The sequence below is a fragment of the Massilia aurea genome, assembly GCF_024753205.1.
Classification (GTDB): Bacteria; Pseudomonadota; Gammaproteobacteria; order Burkholderiales; family Burkholderiaceae_D; genus Telluria; species Telluria aurea.
Genome location: NZ_JANUGZ010000001.1, coordinates 32,919 through 56,482 on the forward strand (window position 1 = coordinate 32,919; position 23,564 = coordinate 56,482).

Annotated in this window: 15 protein-coding genes; 13 read left to right on the forward strand and 2 right to left on the reverse strand. The window is 64.2% G+C overall.

What is annotated here, in order from left to right:
• Window positions 1–10: 10 nt before the first annotated feature.
• The 5 genes from NX775_RS00185 (at window position 11) to NX775_RS00205 (ending at window position 7,355) form a co-directional block, all read left to right on the forward strand.
• On the forward strand, window positions 11–1,789 hold the full coding sequence (locus tag NX775_RS00185; protein WP_258834140.1) for an IlvD/Edd family dehydratase: 1,779 nt from the start codon (window positions 11–13) through the stop codon (window positions 1,787–1,789).
• 112 nt (window positions 1,790–1,901) lie between these two features.
• Entirely contained in the window at window positions 1,902–2,906 is a 1,005-nt protein-coding gene (gene xylF / locus NX775_RS00190) for a D-xylose ABC transporter substrate-binding protein (RefSeq protein ID WP_183552288.1), read from the forward strand.
• 95 nt (window positions 2,907–3,001) lie between these two features.
• Window positions 3,002–4,555 (forward strand): D-xylose ABC transporter ATP-binding protein, encoded by a 1,554-nt coding sequence (xylG, locus tag NX775_RS00195; RefSeq protein WP_258834141.1) that lies wholly within the window; start codon window positions 3,002–3,004, stop codon window positions 4,553–4,555.
• A gap of 16 nt (window positions 4,556–4,571) precedes the next feature.
• The gene (locus NX775_RS00200; protein ID WP_258834142.1) at window positions 4,572–5,714 is read left to right on the forward strand and encodes a sugar ABC transporter permease; all 1,143 of its coding nucleotides are present in this window, start codon (window positions 4,572–4,574) and stop codon (window positions 5,712–5,714) included.
• Window positions 5,715–5,882: 168 nt separating this feature from the next.
• Window positions 5,883–7,355 carry a tyrosinase family protein gene (locus NX775_RS00205; protein WP_258834143.1) on the forward strand — a complete coding sequence of 491 codons (1,473 nt, stop codon included), beginning with the start codon at window positions 5,883–5,885 and terminating at the stop codon, window positions 7,353–7,355.
• Between the two features lie 60 nt (window positions 7,356–7,415).
• On the opposite strand, the gene NX775_RS00210 is transcribed toward NX775_RS00205, so the two are convergent.
• Entirely contained in the window at window positions 7,416–8,996 is a 1,581-nt protein-coding gene (locus NX775_RS00210; RefSeq protein WP_258834144.1) for an aldehyde dehydrogenase (NADP(+)), read from the reverse strand.
• A 212-nt stretch (window positions 8,997–9,208) separates the two neighbouring features.
• Between NX775_RS00210 and NX775_RS00215 the strand changes: the two genes are divergently transcribed.
• The 8 genes from NX775_RS00215 to NX775_RS00250 all read left to right on the forward strand — a co-directional run bounded on the left by NX775_RS00215 (window position 9,209) and on the right by NX775_RS00250 (window position 22,548).
• Window positions 9,209–11,455, forward strand: coding sequence for a beta propeller repeat protein (locus tag NX775_RS00215; protein ID WP_258834145.1), 2,247 nt, complete (start codon window positions 9,209–9,211; stop codon window positions 11,453–11,455).
• Window positions 11,452–13,755 carry a glycoside hydrolase family 95 protein gene (locus NX775_RS00220; RefSeq protein ID WP_258834146.1) on the forward strand — a complete coding sequence of 768 codons (2,304 nt, stop codon included), beginning with the start codon at window positions 11,452–11,454 and terminating at the stop codon, window positions 13,753–13,755. Before NX775_RS00215 ends, NX775_RS00220 begins: the two co-directional genes overlap by 4 nt.
• Window positions 13,756–13,785: 30 nt before the next feature.
• The gene (locus tag NX775_RS00225) at window positions 13,786–15,480 is read left to right on the forward strand and encodes a DUF5597 domain-containing protein (RefSeq protein WP_258834147.1); all 1,695 of its coding nucleotides are present in this window, start codon (window positions 13,786–13,788) and stop codon (window positions 15,478–15,480) included.
• A gap of 47 nt (window positions 15,481–15,527) precedes the next feature.
• Window positions 15,528–18,395, forward strand: a complete 2,868-nt coding sequence (locus NX775_RS00230; RefSeq protein ID WP_258834148.1) for a glycoside hydrolase family 31 protein — start codon at window positions 15,528–15,530, stop codon at window positions 18,393–18,395.
• A gap of 62 nt (window positions 18,396–18,457) precedes the next feature.
• Entirely contained in the window at window positions 18,458–19,549 is a 1,092-nt protein-coding gene (locus NX775_RS00235) for an SGNH/GDSL hydrolase family protein (protein ID WP_258834149.1), read from the forward strand.
• A gap of 105 nt (window positions 19,550–19,654) precedes the next feature.
• Window positions 19,655–20,548 carry a LysR family transcriptional regulator gene (locus NX775_RS00240; RefSeq protein ID WP_258834150.1) on the forward strand — a complete coding sequence of 298 codons (894 nt, stop codon included), beginning with the start codon at window positions 19,655–19,657 and terminating at the stop codon, window positions 20,546–20,548.
• A 91-nt stretch (window positions 20,549–20,639) separates the two neighbouring features.
• The gene (locus NX775_RS00245) at window positions 20,640–21,566 is read left to right on the forward strand and encodes an NmrA family NAD(P)-binding protein (protein ID WP_258834151.1); all 927 of its coding nucleotides are present in this window, start codon (window positions 20,640–20,642) and stop codon (window positions 21,564–21,566) included.
• A gap of 247 nt (window positions 21,567–21,813) precedes the next feature.
• Window positions 21,814–22,548, forward strand: coding sequence for an SDR family oxidoreductase (locus NX775_RS00250; RefSeq protein ID WP_258834152.1), 735 nt, complete (start codon window positions 21,814–21,816; stop codon window positions 22,546–22,548).
• 79 nt (window positions 22,549–22,627) lie between these two features.
• Here the strand turns inward: NX775_RS00250 and NX775_RS00255 are convergent, their stop codons facing one another.
• Window positions 22,628–23,500, reverse strand: a complete 873-nt coding sequence (locus tag NX775_RS00255) for an alpha/beta fold hydrolase (protein WP_258834153.1) — start codon at window positions 23,498–23,500, stop codon at window positions 22,628–22,630.
• Between the last annotated feature and the right edge of the window lie 64 nt (window positions 23,501–23,564).

Below are 23,564 nucleotides of genomic sequence, written 5' to 3' on the forward strand. Positions count from 1 at the left end.
GAATCACCGCATGACCAAGCAATCCACCTTCCGTTTCCGCTCGCAGGACTGGTTCGACAATCCGGAGCGGATCGACATGACGGCGCTGTACCTCGAGCGCTTCATGAACTACGGGATCACGCCCGACGAACTGCGCTCGGGCAAACCGATCATCGGCATCGCCCAGAGCGGCAGCGACATCACGCCGTGCAACCGCATCCACCTGGAACTCGTCAAGCGCGTGCGTGACGGTATCCGCGACGCCGGCGGCATCCCGATGGAATTCCCGCTGCACCCGATTTTCGAGAACTGCCGCCGCCCGACTGCGGCGCTGGACCGCAACCTGGCCTACTTGGGCCTGGTCGAGATCCTGCACGGTTATCCGATCGATGCCGTGGTGCTGACGACCGGCTGCGACAAGACCACGCCGGCCCAGCTGATGGCCGTGTCGACGGTCGACATGCCGGCCATCGTGCTGTCGGGCGGCCCGATGCTCGACGGCTGGTTCGACGGTGAGCTGGTGGGGTCGGGCGCGGCGATCTGGAAGGCGCGCCGCCAGCTGGCCGCCGGCTCGATCGACGAACAGAAATTCATGAACATCGCCACCGCCTCGGCGCCGTCGGCCGGCCATTGCAACACGATGGGCACGGCGTCGACGATGAACGCCGTGGCCGAAGCGCTGGGCATGTCGCTGACCGGTTGCGCCGCGATTCCCGCGCCATACCGCGAGCGTGGTCAGATGGCGTACGAGACGGGCCGGCGCATCGTCGGCCTTGCGATGGAAGACGTGCGCCCGTCGAACATCCTGACGCGCGACGCGTTCCTCGATGCGATCGTCGTCAACGCGGCCATCGGTGGCTCCAGCAATGCGCAGCCGCACATCATGGCCATGGCGCGCCATGCGGGCGTGGAGATCACCACCGAAGACTGGATGACCTACGGTTACGAAGTGCCGCTGCTGCTGAACATGCAGCCCGCCGGTAAATACCTGGGCGAGCGCTTCCACCGCGCGGGCGGCGTGCCGGCCGTGATGTGGGAACTCGATCAGGCCGGCCTGTTGCGTTCGGATCGCCTGACGGTGACGGGCAAAACGCTGGCGCAGAATATCGACATGCTCCAGACGATGGACCGCGAGATGATCCGCCCGTTCGCCGATCCGCTCAAGGAAAACGCGGGTTTCCTGGTCTTGAAAGGCAACCTGTTCGACTTTGCGATCATGAAGACGAGCGTGATTTCGCCAAGCTTCCGCGAACGCTACCTGGCCACGCCTGGCGCCGAGAACTGCTTCGAGTGCAAGGTCGTCGTGTTCGACGGCTCGGACGATTACCATGCGCGCATCAACGACCCTGAACTGGGCATCGACGAGCACACGATGCTGGTCATCCGCGGCGCCGGTCCGATCGGCTGGCCCGGTTCGGCCGAAGTCGTCAACATGCAACCGCCCGATGCGCTGATCAAGCGCGGCATCAACAATCTGCCGACACTGGGCGACGGGCGCCAGTCGGGCACCTCGGACAGCCCGTCGATCCTGAATGCGTCACCTGAAAGCGCGGCCGGCGGCAATCTGGCGCTGCTGCACACGGGCGATATCGTGCGCGTGGACCTGGTGCATGGTCGCTGCGACGTGCTGCTGTCGGACGCTGAACTCGAAGCGCGTAAGCTCGACACGCCGCCGGCGATCCCGCCAAGCCAGACACCGTGGCAAGAGATTTACCGCGCCACGGTGGGCCAGCTGCACACGGGCGCCTGCATGGAACTGGCCTTGCCATATCGGGCCGTGGCCGGCGCGATGCCGCGGCATAACCACTAAACCGCAGTTTGTACGATGACTAAAAGTGGCATTAATAGCCATTCTTGAGCAGAATGTCGGAACTTCGCCTGGACCCTACCGTCCAGGCGTCGAAAATACACTGGAGACAAGCATGAAAAAACTCATCACGGCAGTCGGCATCGGTTGCGCAATGCTGTTCGCATCCGCCCCCGCCATGGCCGACGCCAAGAATCCGAAGATCGGCTTTTCGATCGACGACCTGCGCCTCGAGCGCTGGACCCGCGACCGCGACTACTTCATCGGCGCGGCCGAAAAGCTGGGCGCCAAGGTCTATGTGCAGTCGGCTGACGCCAGCGAGCAGCGCCAGATCGCCCAGATCGAGAACCTGATCTCGCGCGGCGTGGACGTGCTGGTCATCGTGCCGTACAACGCGACGGTGCTGAACAACGCGATCCGCGAAGCCAAGAAAGCCAAGATCAAGGTGCTGTCGTACGACCGCCTGATCCTCAATGCTGACGTTGACGCTTACATCTCGTTCGACAACAAGGCCGTGGGCGAACTGCAGGCGCAGTCGATCGTCGCGCTCAAACCAAAGGGCAGCTACTACCTGCTGGGCGGCGCGCCGACCGACAACAACGCCAAGATCCTGCGCGAAGGCCAGATGAAGGTGTTGCAGCCGCTGATCGACAAGGGCGACATCAAGGTCGTCGGCCGCCAGTGGGTGAAGGACTGGAGCCCGTCGGAAGCGATGGCCATCATCGAAAATGCGCTGACCGCCAACGGCAACAAGATCGACGCTGTCGTGGCTTCGAACGACGCCACCGCAGGCGGCGCGATCCAGGCCCTGTCGTCGCAGAAGCTGGCCGGCAAGGTCCCGGTCTCGGGCCAGGACGCTGACCTGGCCGCCGTGCGCCGCGTGATCGCCGGCACGCAGTCGATGACGGTCTACAAACCGCTGCGCAATATCGCCACCAGCGCCGCGACGCTGGCCGTGCAACTGGTCAGGAACGAAAAGCCTGCCTACAACGCGCAGCTGAATAACGGCTTCAAGCCCGTCAACACCATCCTGCTCAAGCCGATCCTGCTGAACAAGGCCAACGTCGACATGCTGGTCAAGGACGGCTTCTACACCCAGGGCCAGCTGGCCGGCAAATAAGCGGGCATCACCCTGCTACAGCGCCCGCGCCTGCGGGCGCACCGGCTGGCGAGCCTCGCCGGCCGATGGTCCAACGTCTTGAAACGAGTCTTTCGATGGCCGGCTATCTGCTTGAAATGAAGGGAATCGCCAAGCGATTCAACGGGGTGCCTGCGCTCGATGGCATCGACCTGGCGATCCGCCCGGGCGAGTGCATCGGCCTGTGCGGCGAGAACGGCGCCGGCAAATCGACGCTGATGAAGGTGCTGTCGGCCGTCTATCCGCACGGGACCTGGGAGGGCGAGATCGTCCTGGATGGCCAGCCTTTGCGGGCGCGCTCGGTGCGCGAGACCGAGGACGCCGGCATCATCATCATCCACCAGGAACTGATGCTTGTGCCCGAACTGAGCGTGGCCGAGAACATCTTTTTGGGTAATGAAATCACGCTGCCTGGCGGGCGCATGGATTATCCCGCCATGAATCAGAAGGCCGCGGAGATCCTGCGCGGCCTGAAGCTGCCGGACGTGAACGTGGTGCTGCCGGTGAAGCACTACGGCGGCGGGCACCAGCAGCTGATCGAGATCGGCAAGGCCCTGAACAAGAACGCGCGCCTGTTGATCCTCGACGAGCCATCGGCATCGCTGACGGCGTCGGAGATCGCGGTCCTGCTGGACATCATCCGCGACCTGAAAAGCCGGGGCGTGGCCTGCGTCTACATCTCGCACAAGCTCGAAGAAGTGGCGGCCATCTGCGACACGGTGGTCGTCATCCGCGACGGCAAGCATATCGCCACCACGCCGATGGAAGCGATGAGCGTCGAGCGCATCATCAACCAGATGTGCGGCCGCGAGATGAGCCAGATGTATCCGTCGCTGCCGCATCCGGTGGGCGAGGTGGTCATGGAGGCGCGCAACATCACCTGCTACGACCCGGAGCAGCCGGGCCGCAAGAAGGTCGACGACGTCTCGTTCCAGGTGCGGCGCGGCGAAATCCTCGGCATCGCCGGAATCGTCGGAGCCGGGCGCACCGAACTGGTCACCGCCATCTTTGGCGCGTACCCGGGCAAGCACGAGGGCGAAGTCTGGCTCGAGGGCCGCAAGGTCGATACGTCCGAACCCCTGAAAGCTATCCGCGCCGGCTTCGCGCTGGTGCCCGAAGACCGCAAGCACCACGGCATCGTGCGCGACCTGTCGGTGGGCGAGAACATCACGCTGTCGGTCCTGCCGCGCTTTTCGCACGCGAGCCGCATCGACGACCACGAAGAAGCGGGCGCCGTCAGTGAGCAGATCAGCAGGCTGGCTTTGAAGACCGCCACGCCGGCCCTGGCCATCACGTCGCTCTCGGGCGGCAACCAGCAAAAGGCGGTGCTGGCCAAGATGCTGCTGACCGGGCCGAAAGTGCTGATCCTGGACGAACCGACGCGCGGCGTGGACGTCGGCGCCAAGTTCGAAATCTACAAACTGATGCTGGAACTGGCGGCGCAGGGGATCGCGATCATCATGGTCTCGTCCGAACTGGCCGAAGTACTGGGCGTGTCCGACCGCGTGCTGGTGATGAAGGAAGGGCGCCTGAACGGCGACTTCGTCAACCAGAACCTGAACCAGGAAACCGTGCTGGCCGCCGCGCTGGGCCAGGCGGCGGCGGCACCGTCGATTCCACTTCACGCATGACAACCACAATCACACAATGACCATGATGACGTTCAAACGCATTTTCACGCAGTACAAGATTCTGGCGCTGCTGGTTGCAATCGCACTGATCTGGGCCTTCTTCAGCTGGAAGACGGACGGCGGCTTTACCTCGGCGCGCAACCTGTCGAACCTGATGCGCCAGATGTCGGTGACCGGCATCCTCGCCTGCGGCATGGTGTTCGTCATCATCGCCGGCGAGATCGACCTGTCCATCGGCTCGTTGCTGGGTCTTTTGGGTGGCATGGCCGCCGTGCTCGATGTCACGCACGGCTTGCCGTTGCCGCTGTCGGTCATCATCGTGCTCGGTGCCGGCCTGTTGTGCGGGTTCCTGAACGGGTATCTGACGGCGTATGCGGGCATACCGTCCTTCATTGTCGGCCTGGGCGGGATGCTGGCCTACCGCGGGGTCGTGCTGGGGCTGACCGGCGGCGCCACCGTGGCGCCCGTCTCGCCAGGCATGGAACAGCTGGGCCAGGCCTATCTGCCGCCGCTGTGGGGCAGCATCCTGGGCATTGGACTGTTCGTGCTGACCTGTGTGCTGGTCTGGCGCCAGCGCGCGAGCCAGGCGCGCCACAAGCTGCCGGTGATCCCGATGTGGCGCTCGGCGCTGCGCGTGGTCGTGGCTGGCGCGGTGCTGGCCGGGCTGATCTCGACCTTCAACAGCTACGAAGGCATTCCGCTGCCGGTGCTGATCCTGCTGGTGCTGCTGGGCGTGTTCAGCTACATCGCGCGCCAGACCGTGTTCGGCCGCCGCATCTACGCGGTGGGCAGCAATATGGAAGCGACGCGCCTGTCCGGCATCGACGTGCGCAAGGTGAAGCTGTGGATCTTCGGCCTGATGGGCCTGATGTGCGCGCTGGCTGGCCTGATCAACACGGCGCGCCTGGCGGCCGGTTCGCCGTCGGCCGGCGTGTCGGCCGAGCTCGACGTGATCGCTGCCTGCTTCATCGGCGGCACGTCGATGCGCGGCGGCGCCGGCACCGTGCATGGCGCGCTGGTCGGCGCACTCGTGATGGCGAGCCTGGACAACGGTATGTCGATGCTGGACGTGGATGCGTACTGGCAAATGATCGTCAAGGGGCTGATCCTGACACTGGCCGTGTGGCTGGATGTCGCGACGCGCGGCAACACTCGTTAAGCTTCATTGGATTTATCGCTGCCAGCGCACCAATTGTCCGATGTGAGCCACGCACTTTGGCGCGTTTTTGATCGCTGTTAAATCGGGCAATCGTGCGCGCGCCATCCGCCGGTTCTTTTCCTACACTCGACTGAACATGTACAGCTTTTTGTTCAGTCGGGGGATGCGATGAAAACCCATAGTGGTGCCAGGAGAAGGTTTTTAAAAACCGGTATCGGGGTCACTGCCTCACAGTGGTTTCCGGGCCTGGCGGCGGCCCAGGCCGGTGGTGGGCCGCGGCTCGAATGGCAGCAATTCAAGACCACCAATCAGTATCCGGCCTTCGTCAATGCCATTGCGACGATGCGCGCCAACGCCAATCAGGCCAGTCCCGGCTCACTGTCCTACTGGTCCAATGTGCATGTCAATACCTGCCCGCACGGGGTCCCGTATTTCATTTCGTGGCACCGCGGTTACCTGTATCACTTCGAGCAGCAGTTGCGCTCGGTATCAGGCAATCCGGCTCTCACACTGCCGTACTGGAACTATTACGCGTACGCGACGTTGCCAGCGGAATTTACCGATCCGGCGCCCGGTAACCCGTTGTACGTGCCCCGGCAGAGTGCAAACGTTCACAGCGCACTGAGCCTCGCGCCATTCGCATCGGCGGTGCGCAATTTTCAGCGCGGCAAATACAATGCGTTCGAGCCGAGCATCGAAGACGTGCACAATCCCATTCATGATCTGATTGGCGGGGTCATGAGCACGATGCAGTCACCGCTCGACCCCATCTTTTTCCTGCACCACGCCAGTGTCGATCGCTTGACGCATGCATGGTCTCTGCTAGCGGGCAAGGCCATGCCCAATTCAGCGAATCCGTATTCGTCGACCAACAGCGATGTCTACTGGGCAGGCAACCATGTGTACGCGACCGGTCTGAGCATCGAGCGCTACAAGACCAGAATCCCCGGCTGGCTGGGCACGACGTATGCGTCCAACGCCGTGCCGACGACGTTGCCGCCGCTCCCTGCCGCGGCTGCTGCCCGCGCTGCGCTGTTGGAGCGACCGCCGTTCCAGTCGTTCAGGACGGTGGCGGGGCGCCGCCTGTCGAGCACGCGCCGGTCAGTGAGTGGCGTGGCGCAAGTGCCTTTCGATGAGCAATCGGTGTCGGTGCTGTTGCGACTGGCGAAAAGCGATGCCGCAGAACTGGCGCGGGTGGTTGCGTTGTGCCGTGATGCTGGTGAGCCTGATGCCCGGCAGATGCCGGGGACGATCAAGCTAGTGTTTGACAACTTGTCCGTGGGCACAGCCGCGAAGAAGGGTGGCTTTTTCTATGCGCTGTATCTCGACATGCCGGCCGTGATCGCGTCGCAGACGGAGCGTGAGGCATCGCTCATCGGCACGCTGGGCGCATTCCAGATCGCTGCCGCAGCGCACCACGGCACGCCCCGGATCGAATTCGATGTGTCGTACCTGCTGGCACGGCAAGACCGCGTCAATTTCGGCGAGCTCGCATTGTCCTGGTTGCGGGTCGATGGCGATCGTCCGCCGGCCGGGAAGGTTATCCTGGCCAACGAGATCCGGGTCGAACTCGCTTTCGCCCCGGACGATGCGCACATGCTGTCAGGGGATGCCGAGGATATCGAACGGCAGCATCTGTAGACGGCCAGGCAGACCAGGGCCGCGGTGTTGGTCCGCAGCCCCGATCCGTGTTGGTTGTACTTACGCAGGCAGCTTCAGTTCGCCATTGATCAGGCGGGCGATCCGCAGCGGATTGCCGTCCTTCAGTGCATCGGGCAGCAGGCCGGCCGGCACGTCCTGGTAGCACACGGGGCGCAGGAAGCGCTCGATGGCGGTCGCGCCCACCGATGTGCTGCGTGGATCGGTTGTGGCCGGGAACGGGCCGCCGTGTACCATCGCATGCGCGACCTCGACGCCGGTCGGGAAGCCATTGAACAGGATGCGGCCGACCTTGCGTTCCAGCAGCGGCAACAGGGCGCCGGCCAGCGCATGGTCGCTCGCGACCGCATGCACCGTGGCCGTCAGCTGGCCTTCCAGGTGGCGCGTGACGGCCAGCAGTTCTTCTTCATCCTGGCAGGCGATCAGCAGCGAGACCGGGCCAAAGATTTCTTCTTCCAGCGCCGGATTGGCCAGGAACGTGGCGGCGTCGCATTCGTACAGCGCCGCTTTCGCTGCGCAGCCCGCGCCTTCGCTGCTGCCGTGCGCGACGAGCGTCACGCCCGCGATGCCGGCGCGAATGCCCACCGCGTCCGTATAGGCGGTGTGGATGCCTGCGGTGAGCATCGTGCCCGCCGGCTTGAGCTGCAGCGCTGCCGTAGCCGCAGCGCGGAACGCATCGAGCTGCGGTCCGGCCACGCCAATCACCAGGCCCGGGTTGGTGCAGAACTGTCCCACGCCCATCGTCAGCGAATCGACGAACGCGCCTGCCAGCGCAGCGCCACCAGTGGCCAGCGCGCCTGGCAGCAGGTAGACCGGATTGATGCTGCTCATTTCGGCATAGACGGGGATCGGTTCCTTGCGGCGGCTGGCGATCTGCGCCAGCGCCAGCCCGCCTGCGCGCGAACCGGTAAAGCCCACGGCGCGAATCGCAGGGTGGCTCACAAGGTCACCGCCGATCATGTTGCCTTCGCCAATCAGCAGCGAGAACACGCCTTCGGGCATGCCGCAGTCGAGCGCTGCCTGCAACACGGCCTTGCCGACCAGTTCGGACGTGCCCAGGTGCGCATTGTGCGCCTTGACGACGACCGGGCAGCCGGCGGCAAGGGCCGAGGCGGTGTCGCCACCGGCCACGGAAAACGCGAGCGGGAAGTTGCTGGCGCCGAACACGGCGACCGGGCCCACGGGGATCTTGCGCATGCGCAGGTCCGCGCGTGGCGGCGTGCGCTCGGGCAGGGCCGAGTCGAGCGTCGCTTCGAGGAACAAGCCGTCGCGCACGACCTTGGCGAACAGGCGCAGCTGACCGACGGTGCGGCCGCGCTCGCCTTCGAGGCGCGCCGTCGGCAAACCGCTTTCCTGGCTGGCGCGCTCGATCAGCGCCGGGCCCAGGTCGAGGATGCGCTGCGCGATCGTTTCAAGAAAATTGGCGCGCTCTTCCAGGCTCAGGGCGCGATATGGCTCGACGGCAGCGTCGGCCAGCAGGCAGGCACGGGCCAGGTCGTCGGACGTGGCAAGACCGAACGCGGGTTCAAGTTCCTGCTTCGTGCCCGGGTTGTAGGCACGCACGGTGCCGGCTTCGCCGCGCACGATGCGCCCGCCAATGATCATTTCTCCGTTGATGTTCATGCAATCTCCTGTGTTGAATTCGTGTAGGTCGCCAATGTTATACGCAATCATGACTGCGTGGAGAAGTTGGCCGACATCCCGGTTCGTATCCTGAAATTTATTTGTTAGCGCGAACATTCTGCTTGCCAGCACCGGCTGGATTGTTTAGCATGGTTTGCAGCAAGCTAATAGTCGCACCCACACGCGACACATAAAAACAATCAGGAGACACAATGCCTTCCACGTACGCGCGCCAGCTTGGCGTGTTCGTGGGCGCGGTCGCGGCCATCGTCGTCGGGGCCGCCGCCACGGCCACGGCCACCGTCACGAATGCAGCGACCACGACGCCATCCTCTGACGCTGGCGTATCGGTGACTGTAGCAACTGCATCGACCATCGCCTATGCCTGGGACAGCGTCGCCATCGGTGGCGGCGGATTCGTGACGGCGGTAGTGCCAAGCCGCAGCGAGCCGGACGTCGCCTACGCGCGCACCGACGTTGGCGGTGCCTACCGGTGGAGCGCAAAAGAGGGCCGCTGGTATCCGCTGCTCGACTGGGTCGGCGAAGACCAGACGGGCTTCCTGGGCATCGATGCGCTCGCGGTCGACCCGCACAACGCTGGCAACATCTGGCTGCTGGCCGGTATCGCTTACCTGAACGGTGGCCGCACCGCCATCCTGCGCTCGACCGACTATGGCAAGACCTTCGACGTCGTCGATGTCACTGCTCAATTTAAAACGCATGGCAACGGCTTCGGCCGGCAAAACGGGGAACGACTCGCCGTCGATCCGGGATCACATCAGTCATTGAATACCCGCCTGTACCTCGGCTCCCGCCGCAACGGCCTGTTCACCAGCAACGACGCCGGCAAGTCCTGGCAGAGAAACGACGCGCTGCCGGTCACGACGACGCCGAACGACGTTGGCCTGAACATCGTGCTGCCCGATCCTGCCAGCGTGAAGGCCGGCCACGCACGTCGGGTGTTCGTCGGCGTCTCGCGCTTCGGCAGCGTCGGCCCCAACCTGTACCGCAGCGACGATGCCGGCGCGAGCTTCCAGCCGGTGACAGGCGGGCCGGCGGGCCTGATGCCGCAACGCGCCGCGCTCGATGGCGCCGGCAACCTGTATATCGCCTATGCCGACGGCGCCGGCCCGCATCCGGACAAAAGCGGTACCGAGCCGATGCAACGGGGCCAGGTCTGGCGCTACGCGCTTGCCAGCGGCGCCTGGACCGACGTCACGCCGGCCGGCTGGACGCGCCCGTTCGCCGGCATCAGCGTCGATCCGGCCAACCCGCGCCGGCTCGTCGTCTCGACCATCAACACGTTCATCCCCCAGGGCGACGCCAAGGGCGACCGCATCCTGGTGTCGAACGACGCCGGCGCCAGCTGGACCGACGTAATCGGGCGCGGCTTCCAACGCGACGCCGCCGGCGTGCCATGGCTCGAAGGGCACGCCATCCACTGGGCCGGTTCGGTCGAATTCGATCCCCGCGATCCCCGCGCGGTCTGGGTCACGTCCGGCAACGGCATCTTCCGCACCGCGAACATCGATGCCGTCCCGGCTACCTGGACGTTCACGGTGGAGGGCCTGGAAGAGACGGTGCCGCTTGGCCTGGTGAGCATGGCGGGCGCGCCGCTGGTGTCTGCGATCGGCGACTACGACGGCTTCGTGCACGACGACCCGCCGCGCCATGGCCGCATCCACAAGCCGGAAATCGGCACCACCACGGGCCTGGACGCGGCGGCGCGCCGGCCCGGCACCCTGGTGCGTGTTGGCGACGCGATGCTGGTCACGCGCGACGGCGGCGCCAGCTGGAACAAGACGCCAGCGATGCAGGGCAAGCGGGGCCAGATTGCCATCTCGGCCGACGGCGCAACGCTCGTGCACACGCCGCAGGACTCGACGACCTCGTTCCGCTCCGGCGACACGGGCGCGACCTGGACCCCGGTCGCCGGCCTGACGGGCAAACGGATGCGCGCCGTGGCCGATCCGGTGCGGGCGAACGTGTTCTACGCGTATGATGACAAGGCTCTGGTGGCCAGCAGCGACAGCGGCGCCACGTTTACGGCGCGCGCCAGCCTGCCTTCGGGCGGCTCGCGCCTGATCCGCGCCGCGCCCGAACGTGAAGGCGACTTGTGGGCCCCGCTCAAGCAGGGGGGCCTTGCGCGCTCGATCGATGGCGGCGCCAGCTTCAAGCCGGTATTCGATATCGACTATTGCGGCGCGGTCGGCTTCGGCAAGGCTGCACCGGGCAAAACGTATCCGACGGTGTTCATCTGGGGCAGCGTGAAGGGCGTGCGCGGCATCTACCGCTCGCTCGACACGGGCGCCACCTGGCAGCGCATCAACGATGACGCGCACCAGTACGGCGGCCCTGGCGACGGCCACTTCATCGTCGGTGACATGAACCGCTTCGGCGTTGTCTACATGAGCACTGCCGGACGCGGCATCGTGCACGGAAAGCCTGTTACCCAATGACTCTGCATCACACGCTGCGCCTGGCGCTTGCCGCCACCAGCCTTGGCTTCGGCCTGACCTTTGCCGGCGCCGCGCTGGCCGCACCCGACCTGGTATTGCGCTACAACGCGCCCGCGCAGGACAACGACACCGGCTGGGAGAAGGAAGCGCTCCCGATCGGCAATGGCCGCATCGGCGCCATGGTGTTCGGCCAGCCGGGCCGCGAACACCTGCAGTTCAACGACATCACGCTGTGGACCGGCGACGACAAGACGATGGGCGCGTTCCAGCCGTTTGGCGACGTGCTGGTCGACCTGCCGGCCCATGCGACGGGCGTGACGAATTACCGCCGCTCGCTAGACCTGGTACGCGGCGTGCACACCGTCACCTACACGCACGACGGCGTGAACTACAAGCGCGAAGCCTGGGCCAGTTATCCGGCGCAGGTGATCGTGCTGCGCCTGTCCGCCGACAAGCCGGGCCGCTACACGGGCAGCGTCGCGCTGACCGACCGCCACGGCGCCAACCTGGCCGTCAGCGGTAACCGCCTGTACGCGGCGGGTACGCTGGCCGGCTTTGTGTTGCCCGACCAGGCGCCGAGCACGAACGTGATGTCGTACGCGAGCCAGGTGCAGGTGCAGAATGACGGCGGCAAGCTGGCCGTGGACGGCAAGCGGATCGGTTTTACGAATGCGAACTCGGTGACGCTGGTGCTGGGCGCCGGCACCAGCTTCGTGATGGATCCGGCGCGCCGCTTCGAAGGCGGCCACCCGCTGGCGCGCGTGACGCAGCAAGTGAGCACGGCCGCCGCACGCCCCGTCGACGAGCTGCGCGTCGAGCACGAGCGCGATCTGGGCGGCCTGCTCAAGCGCGTCGAGCTCGATCTGGGTCCGACGCTCGCGGAGCGCCGCGCGCTGCCGACCGATGCGCGCCTGTTGGCCTATACGCGCGAAGGGGGCGATCCGGAACTCGAAGCCCAGTATTTCCAGTACGGCCGCTACCTGCTCACCGCCAGCTCGCGCGGCTCGCTGCCGGCCAATCTGCAGGGCCTGTGGAACAACAGCTATGCGCCGCCATGGAATGCGGACTACCACACCAACATCAACGTCCAGATGAATTACTGGCCGGCCGAAGTGACCAACCTCTCTGAGCTGGCCGAACCGTTCTTCGGTTTCGTGAACGGCCTGGCGCCGGTCTGGCGCCAACAGACGGCGCAGGAATTCAAGGGCAAGGATGGCAAGCCAATACGTGGCTGGACGCTGCGTACCGAGTCGAATCCGTTCGGCGCGATGGGCTACCTGTGGAACAAGACGGGCAACGCCTGGTACGCCCAGCACTTCTGGGAGCATTACGCGTTCACGCGCGACGAGCGCTTCCTGCGCGAGACCGCTTACCCGATGATGAAAGAGGCCGCCGCGTTCTGGCAGGACTACCTGAAGGTGCTGCCTGACGGACGCCTGGTGGCGCCGCAAGGCTGGTCACCCGAGCACGGCCCGGTGGAAGACGGCGTCGCCTACGACCAGCAGATCGTCTGGGACCTCTTTAACAACACGGTCGAAGCGGCCGGCATCCTGGACATCGATCCCGAACTGCGCGCCGAGCTGACCAATATGCGCGACCGCCTGGCCGGCCCGCGCATTGGCAGCTGGGGCCAGCTGCTCGAGTGGCTGGACGAAAAGCATGACCCGGTGCTCGATACGCCGCATGACACGCACCGCCACGTGTCGCACCTGTTCGCGCTGTTCCCGGGCCGCCAGATCGGGCCCGTCAAAACGCCGGAGCTGGCCGCTGCCGCCAAACGCACGCTCGAAGCACGCGGCGACGCTGGCACCGGCTGGTCGATGGCGTGGAAGATGGCGTTCTGGGCCCGCCTGCACGACGGCGAACGCGCCCACCGCATGCTTCGCGGCGTGCTGGCCGCGCCGGGCGCCCGCGCCGCCGAGCAGGGCGGCATCTTCAGTGAACATAACAATGCGGGCGGCACCTACCCGAACCTGCTGGACGCGCACCCGCCATTCCAGATCGACGGTAATTTCGGCGCCACCGCGGCGATGGCCGAAATGCTCGTGCAATCGCACGCGGGCGAAATCCAGGTCTTGCCCGGGCTGCCCAAGGCGTGGGCCACCGGCTCGGTCAAGGGTTTGCGTGCGCGCGGCGGCTTTGAGGTCGACATCGTCTGGCGCAAGGGGCTGCTGAAGAACGTCACGGTGCGCGCCCCGTCGAACGACGGCAAGGTCAAGCTGCGCTACGGCGCCTGGGTGACCGAAGTCGAGCTCAAACAAGGGCAGAGCCGCACCGTGTCTGCCTCGCTGTTCAAATAAAAAAACGACACCACGAAGGAGACAACCCGCATGAAGCTGAACCAGATCGCCCGCCGCCTGACGCATCTCGCGCCGCTGTGCCTGGCCTTGACGGCGCACGGCGCGCTGGCCGCGCCCGCCGCGCCCGACCTTCCGCGCCTTGAGAGCAAGGACGGCCGCCACGCCCTGATCGTCGACGGCGCGCCGTTCACGATGCTGGCCGGCCAGGCCCACAACTCCAGCAACTACCCGGCGGCCTTGCCGAAGGTCTGGGCCGCACTCAAGGACGCCGGCGCCAACACGCTCGAGATGCCAATCGCGTGGGAACAGATCGAACCGAAGGAGGGCAGCTTCGACTTCAGCTTCCTCGACACGCTGGTCAAAGGGGCGCGCGACAACAAGATCCGGCTCGTGATCGTCTGGTTCGGCACCTGGAAGAACACGGGACCGGGCTACCTGCCGGAATGGGTCAAGTTCGACAACGCGCGCTTTCCGCGCATGAAGGACAAGGACGGCAAGACCGTCTACAGCCATTCGCCGTTCGCCGAAGAGACGCTGGCGCTGGATCGCCGCGCATTCGTGCGCATGATGGAGCACATCAAGAAGATCGACAGCGCGCACCGCACCGTCATCATGGTGCAGGTCGAAAACGAAGTCGGCACGTACGGTGTGGAGCGCGACTACGGCGCACGCGCCCAGGCCGCGTTCGCGCAGCCAGTGCCGGCCGCCGTCGTGGCGCGCCAGACGCCGAAAGTCCAGGGCGTCACGAGCGGGACCTGGTCCCAGGTGTATGGCGACTACGCCGCCCAGTACTTTCACTCGTGGGCGATCGCCAGCTACATCGAGTCGATTGCCAAGGCCGGCCGCGCGGTTTACGACTTGCCGATGTTCGTCAACAACGCACTGCGCGAACCGGCACTGGACGGCAAACCTGCGGCACTGTGGAAAGACGGCGGCGGTTTCGCCAGCGGCGGGCCAACCTATGACGTTCTCGATATCTACAAGGTGGCTGCGCCCCATATCGATTTCGCCGCGCCCGACATCTACATGCCGGAATCGAAAAAAGTCACGGCGATCCTCAAGTCGTTCCAGCGGCCTGACAACGCGCTGATGATCCCGGAGATGGGCAATGCGCCCGGCTACGCGCGCTATGTGTACCAGGCGCTGGGCATGGGCGCAATCGGCGTGGCGCCGTTCGGCCTGGATTACGCCGACTACAGCAATTACCCGCTGGGCGCCAAGCACACCGACAAGCGGATGGTCGAGCCATTCGCCAAGGTGTTCGGCGTGTTCGCACCGATGTCGCGCCAATGGGCACGCTGGGCGTTCGAAGGCCGTACCTACGGCGTGGCCGAAGGCGACGACCGCGCCGCGCAGACGGTGGCCATGAAGGGCTGGACCGCGAACGTTTCGTTCCGCGAGTTCCAGTTCGGCGAGCGCCAGTACCTGAAGGACAAGAACGAGTACCAGTCGGGTACCGAGCAGCCGGGCGGCGGCGTCGCCCTTGCGCAGATTGGCGACAACGAATTTGTCATCGTCGGCCAGCAGGCGCGCGTGAAGCTCTCCGGCAGCGGCGCCAACGACGGCAAGCCGTCGATGCTGGCGCGGGTCGAAGAAGGGCGCTTCGACGCCAGCGGCAAATGGGTCATGGAGCGCAACTGGAATGGCGACCAGACCGATTACGGTTTGAATTTGCCGGCCACGCCGACCGTCCTCAAGGTCCGGCTGGGCACCTATACCGAGTAAGCGTAACAAGCAATAAGCATAACAAGTACACAACAGGAGATCGATAAATGCGTATGACACAAGTGGCGGCCGCAGTACTGATGCTGGCGGCAACCGGGGCCGATGCAGGCACCTTCCAACAGACCGCGACCGGTATCGAAGTCAAGCCCGACAGCGGCGCCAAGGTGGTGCGGCTCAATCTCATGAGCGACAACATCGTCCAGGTGGTCAAGCTCGACCAGGCCGACAAGGCGCTCACGCCGTCACTGATGACGGTCGCCAAGCCATGCGCCAGCAGCTGCGCCTTCACCGTCACGCCCGGCAAGGACACGGTCCAGCTCAAAGCCGGCAAGATCGCTGCCACCGTGTCGCTCAAGGATGGCCAGGTCGCCTTCTTTGACGCGAATGGCAAGCGCTTCCTGGCGCAGGCATCCGAATCGATGCAGCCCGTGAACGTGGGCGGCAAGCCGTTCGTTGCGATCAAGCAGGGCTTCAACCACGGCACGAAGGATGCGTATTACGGCCTGGGCCAGCACCAGAACAACCAGATGAACTACAACGGCGAAGACGTGCTGCTCCAGCAGCACAATATGATCGCCGCAGTGCCGTTCGTCGTTTCCGACAAGGGTTATGGCGTCCTGTGGGATAACAATTCGATTTCCCGCTTCGGTGACCAGACGCCGTACGATCTGATGTCGCGCGACCTGGTGCTGCGCGGCGCCGATGGCAAGAGCGAAGGCCTGACGGCGCGCTACTACATCGGCGGCAAGCTGGCGCTGACCCGCCAGGAGAAGGACATCGATTATCAGTACCTGAAAGACCTCGACGAGAACTGGCCGAAAGAGCTCGGCCCGCACAAGGACCTGAAGGACGTGCGCGTGGTCTGGGAAGGCACGATGAGCAGCGACAAGCCGGGCGTGCACAAGATGCAGCTGTACTCGTCGGACTACGCGACGCTGACGGTCGACGGCAAGCAGGTCATGGACGTCTGGCGCATGGGCTGGAATCCTTGGTACCACAACTTCGAAGTCAAGTTCGCCAGGAACAAGCCGGTCAAGCTGCACCTGGAGTGGAAGCCATCAGGCGGCATGGTCGCGATCACCCACAACAACCCGTTGCCGGCGCCCGAGCGCCATTCGCTGACGCTGTCGTCCGAGATCGCCGAAGCGATCAACTACTACGTCATCAGCGGCGAGAACATGGACCGCGCGATCGCCGGTTACCGCCACCTGACCGGCCAGCAACCGATGATGCCGAAGTGGTCGTACGGCTTCTGGCAATCGCGCCAGCGCTACGAGACGCAGCAGCAGCTGCTCGACACGGTGACCGAATACCGCAAGCGCGGCTGGCCGCTCGATAACATCGTGCAGGATTGGTTCTACTGGCCCGAAGATGGCTGGGGTTCGCACGACTTCGACAAGAAGCGCTTCCCGGACCCGAAGGGCATGGTCGACGCGGTGCACAAGCAGAACGCGCGCATCATGCTGTCGGTGTGGGGCAAGTTCTACGCCAATACCGACAACTACAAGGAGCTCGAGTCCAAGGGCTATATGTGGACCAAGAACGTCGAGAATGGCTCGCGCGACTGGGTCGGCAAGGGTTACCTGAACAGCCACTACGATCCGTACACCAAGGAAGCGCGCGACATCTACTATCGTCAGCTCAAGACCAAGTTGGTCGACCTGGGCTTTGACGCCTGGTGGATGGACAATACCGAACCTGACGTTCTGTCCAACAGCCGCCTGGAAGACTTCAAGGAACTGATCGGCCCGACCGTGTATGGCGCCGGCGAAATCACGTTCAATCCGTATAGCCTGGTGAGCACGGGCGCAATGGCCGATGGCCTGGCGCGCGACCAGCCGGACAAGCGCCAGTTCATCCTGTCGCGATCGGGCTTTGCCGGCATCCAGCGCAATTCGGTGGCTGTGTGGAGCGGCGACACGGTCGGCCGCTGGAACAACCTGTTCGACCAGATCGCATCGGGCACGAACATGTCGATGTCGGGCATCCCGAACTGGACCCACGATATCGGCGGCTACGCGCAGGAAGTGCGCTACCAGACGGGCGACGTGGGCTCGGCCCAGGAAAACCGCGTCACCTCGCGCGCCGAAGCGAATCCGGAAGACATGAAGGAATGGCGTGAGTTGAACCAGCGCTGGTTCCAGTTCGGCGCCTTCACGCCGCTGTTCCGCTCGCACGGTGAAGTGGTCAAGCGCGAGATCTACAATATCGCCAATGGCGACGACACCATGCGCGACAATATGGTGTGGTACCTGAAGCTGCGCTATCGCCTGATGCCGTACATTTACACGATGGCGGCCGACACGCACTACGGTTCGGGCACGATGATGCGTGGCCTGGTCATGGACTTCCCGCACGACGAGAAGGTCAAGAACATCAAGGACCAGTACATGTTCGGTCCATCGTTCCTGGTGGCGCCGGTCTACGAGTACAAGGCCACGTCACGCCAGGTGTACCTGCCGGTGGGTGCGGACTGGTATGACTTCCATACGGGCGAGCGCTTCAAGGGCGGCGCGACGCGCACCGTGCAGGCGCCGCGCGAACGCATGCCGCTGTTCGTCAAGGCCGGCTCGGTCATCACGGCGGGCCCGGTGACGCAGTATGTCGACGAGAAGCCGGATGCGCCGGTCACGCTGTTCGTGTATGCGGGCGCCAATGGCGAAGCCACGCTGTACGAGGATGACGGCGTGACCAATGCCTACGAGCGCGGAGAAGCCAGCCGTATCCGCATCGCCTACGACGACAAGACAGGTGTCGTGCAGATCGGCGAGCGCGCCGGCCAGTACAAGGGCATGCCGATGAAGCGCGAGTTCAAGGTGCGCGTCATCAAGCCGGGCGTGTCGACGGCCGAGAACCTGGACGCGGCCGACAAGACCGTGGTCTATGACGGCAAGCCGGTGACCATCAAGCTGTAATCATTACGGCGCTTACCAACAGCCGGGTGCCAGCGCGCCCGGCTTTTTTCGTACTGACTTCCATGAAAAATCTCGCGTATTCACTCGCACTGGCCGCCTTGCTGCACTTGGGACCAGCTGGCGCTGCCAATCAGATCGCGGCAGATCATCCGAATCTGGCCTACACGGGCCGCATCGACATGACCGATGCAAAGGCGCCGGTCCTGAGCTGGCCCGGCACGGCGATCGCCGCCAATTTCACCGGCACCTCGCTGGCGATCGTGCTTGACGACCGGGAAGGCAAAAATTTCTTCAACGTGTTCATCGATGGCGAAACGGCGCGTCCGATCATTCTGCAGGCGGACAAGGGCAGCAAGACGTACGTCGTTGCCAATGGCCTGAAACCGGGCGCGCACACGCTGTTGCTCACCAAACGCACCGAGGGCGCAGAAGGCGCAACGATCTTCAAGGGGCTCGAACTCGATGACAAGGCCACGCTGGCGCCGCCGCCGGCGCGCCCCAAGCGCCGGATCGAGTTCTTCGGCGACTCGATCACGAGCGGCATGGGCAACGAAGCGCCCGACGACGGACGGGACGATCTGGGCAAGGACAAGAACAACTACCAGTCCTATGCGTCGATCGCGGCGCGCCAGCTTGGCGCCGAAGCGCACATCACGTCGCAAGGCGGCATCGGCGTGATGATCAGCTGGTTCCCGTTTACGATGCCGGATTTTTACGACCAGATGAGTGCGGTCGGCGACAACGACAGCCAGTGGGACTTCAAGCGCTGGACCCCCGACGTCGTCGTCATCAACCTGATGCAGAACGACAGCTGGCTGATCGGTCGCGATCACAAGCTCCAGCCGGAACCGACGGATGCGCAGCGGATCGCGGCGTACCAGGCCTTCGTTGCCCGCGTGCGTGCACTGTATCCGAAAGCGTACATTGTCTGCGCGCTGGGGAGCATGGACGCGACCCGCGCCGGTTCCGTGTGGCCGGGCTACGTCAAGTCGGCGGTCGCGAACCTGCGCGCATCAGGCGACGCGCGCATCGATACGCTGTTCTTCCCGTTTACCGGCTATGGCCAGCATCCGCGGGTCAAGCACCATCAGGCCAATGCTGACTTGCTGACCGCATTCGTGCGAAAAAAACTGGGTTGGACGGGGACCAAATAACGGTGCAGTGCCGTACGCCACTGTTCTGCTATGCTTCGGCCCCGCGCGCCCTCTGCTGTGCCAGTTGCGCTCTCTCCATCGACGTAATGACGGAACGCTGCCACGATGCTTGACCTGACCGATGTCCGAATCTTTGTCCAGGCCGTCGATGCGGGCGGGCTGTCGGCTGCGGCGCGTTTGCGCGCCATGCCGAAATCGACGATCAGTCGGGCACTGGTGCGCCTCGAAGGCAAACTCGGTGTCGTGCTCCTCGAACGCTCGACGCGTGGCCTGCGGCTCAGTGACGCAGGCCAGCTGTTCCTGCCGCACGCGCGCCGCTTGCTTGACAGTGCCGAGGAGGCGCAATTGGCAGTGGACGGACTGGCAGGCCAGCCACAGGGTGTGTTGCGGGTAAATGCGGCCTTCACGTTCGCACTCGGCGTCGTTGCGCCGATGCTGCCATCGTTCCTGGAGCGGTATCCCGATGTGTCGGTCGTACTCGACACCGACAGCCGCATCATCGACCTTGCACGGGGCGATGCGGATGTCGCGATCAGGCTTGGTGCGCTGGCCGACTCCGACCTGATGGTGCGCCGCCTCGGCGTCATCGCGCTGTGGCCTTGCGCCAGTGCGGCCTACCTTGACGGGCGCGGCGTGCCGGCCACGGTGGCGGAGCTGGAGGCGCATCGCCTCATCGCTTGCCGCGCAGGGGAAGCAAGCTGGAAGTTCCGCACGGACGACGGCGCCGAAGCGTATTGTGCGGTCGCGCCGGGCACTGCGGTGGCCGAGCCGGCGGTACTCCAGGCAGTGGTGCTGGGCGGTGCCGGGGTAGGGCGGTTGCCTGATTTCCTGGCCAGGCCGCACCTGCAGTCCGGCCAACTGGTCCGCCTGCTGCCCGGGTGGCATAGCGATGGTATCCCAGTCAACGCCCTGTATGCCAGGAACCGCAGCGTATCGTCCAAGGTGAGGTTGTTCATCGATGCGCTGCAAGAGCATATGCGCGTTGAGCCCGGCGCCTAGCTGTTCCCTTGAATGGAACAGCATGTTCTCTTCACCAGCCTTCTGGTGGCATCCAGCCCGGCATATGATGTGGCCCAACCAAGGAGAACCCATGCAGAACACACCTGACCAACATTCCCGTGAACGGCGCGTCACGCTTGCCGGCATCACCGGCGACCTCGGCGCGCGAATCGGCCGTGCGCTGATAGCGCAGGGCGCCAGCGTCAACGCCATCGTTCGCCCCGGCACAGCGCCCGACAAATTGGCAGCCCTGCGCGCGCTTGGCGTCGATGTCAAGGCAGTGGAGATGCGGGATGCGGCAGGGCTGCGCGCGGCAATGCGCGGATCGGTCTGCATCGTATCGGCACTCAATGGCCTGGCGCCAGTGGTGATCGATACCCAGCAAAATTTGCTCGACGCGGCAGTGGCCGAGGGCGTTGTCCGCTTTATCCCAAGCGACTATTCACTCGACTTTACCAAAACGATCCCCGGCGAAAATCGCAACCTCGACCTCCGCCGCCGTTTCATGGCGACGCTGGACGCAGCGCCGATCCGCGCAACCTCAGTCCTGAATGGCGGCTTCATCGATCTGCTCGCCGGCCAGGCGCCCATCATCGCTGCGGGAATCCGGCGCGTCATCCACTTCGGCGATGCGCAACAGCAGCTGGATTTCACCAGCAAGGACGATGTCGCGACGTTTACCGCGGCTGCGGCGATGGACGACGCGGCGCCCCGCATTCTTCGTATTGCCGGGGATACCGTATCGCCGGTTGACCTCGCCCGCATCATGACCGAAGTGACGGGCCAGCGCTACGCGACACTGCGCGTCGGGAGCATTGGCGCATTGTCGGCGATGATCGCAATTACCCGGAAGCTGTCGCCGGCAAGCGATGCGCCGTTTCCTGCGTGGCAAGGCATGCAGTATCTACGCGACATGATGAGCGGGCGCGGCAAACTGCACCCGCTCGATAACGATCGCTACGGCGTGCGCGCGTGGACGGGCGCGCATGAAGTGCTCGAGGAAATACATGCGGGATGAATGCGCGCTGCCCATAGCCTACGGGTGCAATGATTATCAGTGAAACAGTTTGCGTGGTTCGGGCGTGTGCACCCGGCTGCAGCTGGCGCTTGGACTCCATCCTGCCCAGGCCATATTTGCCAAGGTAAGAGAGTCGCAATTGATGATGCAACATTGATCGGTAGCGCGATCAGTGTGTTGAAGGATGGATAGCTTATCAAATGCTCTCCCTGGCCCGATCATACGTTTTTGAACGTAGAGGATCATCATGGAAAAGCACATCAACAAGATTGCCCTGGTTACCGGTGCAAACAAAGGCATTGGACTGGATATTGCGCGCCAACTTGGCACCAAGGGTGTCACTGTCATCGTCGGGGCACGCGATGCCGGACGCGGCCAGGCAGCAGTCGACCTGCTGCGCAGCGAAAATCTGAACGCCCACTTCGTCCAGTTCGACGTCACGAACGCGGGCAGCATTACGCAAGCAGCGCTGACAATCCGGGCGCAGCATGGCCGCCTGGATATTCTCGTCAACAACGCCGGTATCGGCGATGCTGCAGACGGCGCGCCCAGCGCGGCTTCCATCGATGCCGCGCGACGCCTGTTCGAGACGAATTTTTTTGGGCCGCTGGCGGTAATACAGGCAATGCTGCCGTTGTTACGGGTGGCGCCGGGCGCCAGGATCGTCAACATGTCGAGCAGTCTCGGCTCGATGGCCGTCAACGGTGATCCAGCCAACCGTTACTACTCGGCACGCCTGATCGGCTACAACGCGTCAAAAGCCGCGCTGAACATGCTGACAGTGCAGTTGGCTGAAGAATTGCGTGACACAGGGATTGTCGTTAATGCCGCCTGTCCAGGATACGTGAGCACGGATTTGAACGGACATGCTGGTTACCTCTCGACTGACGAAGCAGCAAAGGTTCCGGTGCGCCTGGCCCTTCTCGCAGATGGCCAGGTAAATGGCAAACTCGTCGATGCGTGTGGGGCAGTGGCCTGGTAATCAGGCAGGCGTGCGTGCCCCGGCAACCAGGTCGACGACTGCTTGCGTGTCTGCCTGACCAACCTCGGATGAAGCGATTTTACGGCGTTGCGGTCCAGCCCTTGAGGAAGTCGAGCAGTTCAGCATTCACACGCTCGGGTTGTTCTTCCTGCGGCAAGTGGCCACACTGCGGAATCGCCACGGTACGAAGGTTACTCGCCATCTCGGCCCAGATCGCGGCCATGTCGAACATCTTGCCAACACCGTAAAAGTCGGCACCCCATAAAGACAGCGTAGGGCAAGCGATCTTGACGTCGGCATCGGCCTCATCTTGCTTCACGTCTTCCGAGTTGGCGCGGTAATCGGACATCGCGCCGCGCAGTGCGCCTGGACGGCGGTAAGCGTCAACATAGGTCTGGAATGCGTCGCCATCGATTGCCAGCGGGTTGTAGCACCAGTCCGAGAACAGGTGGCGCAGCCACAAGTCTTCGCGGCCGGCGATCAGTGCTTCGGGCAGGTCGGGCACCTGATTGAAGGTGAAGAACCAGTATGCGCGCGCTACTGCCGGAGTGAACTCACGCGCGACAATCCGCGTCGGCACATTGTCCATCACGACGAGGCGGTCGACCATCTCCGGATAGTCCTTGGCAAAGCGCGTGGCCACGCGCGCGCCGCGGTCGTGGCCGACCAGCGCAATCCGGTCGATGCCGAGCGCTCGCAACAGCTCGCGCAGGTCGCGCGCCATGGTGCGCTTGTCGTAGCCCGTAGCCGGTTTGTCCGTTTCGCCATAGCCCCGCAAGTCGGGCGCGATGACTCGATACTGTTCGGCCAGCGCCGGAATCTGGAAGCGCCAGGCGAAATTTGTCTGCGGGAAGCCGTGCAGTAGTACGACCGGTGGGCCGTTGCCAGCTTCCAGATAATGCTGGCGAATGCCGTTCGCAGTGAGCGTGTGGTGTTGAATCGTGGTGGGCATAGACATCCTTTCGTGGTCGATTCAGGGGTTGTATCACGCCATTGAGCCAGTGCGACGCACATTA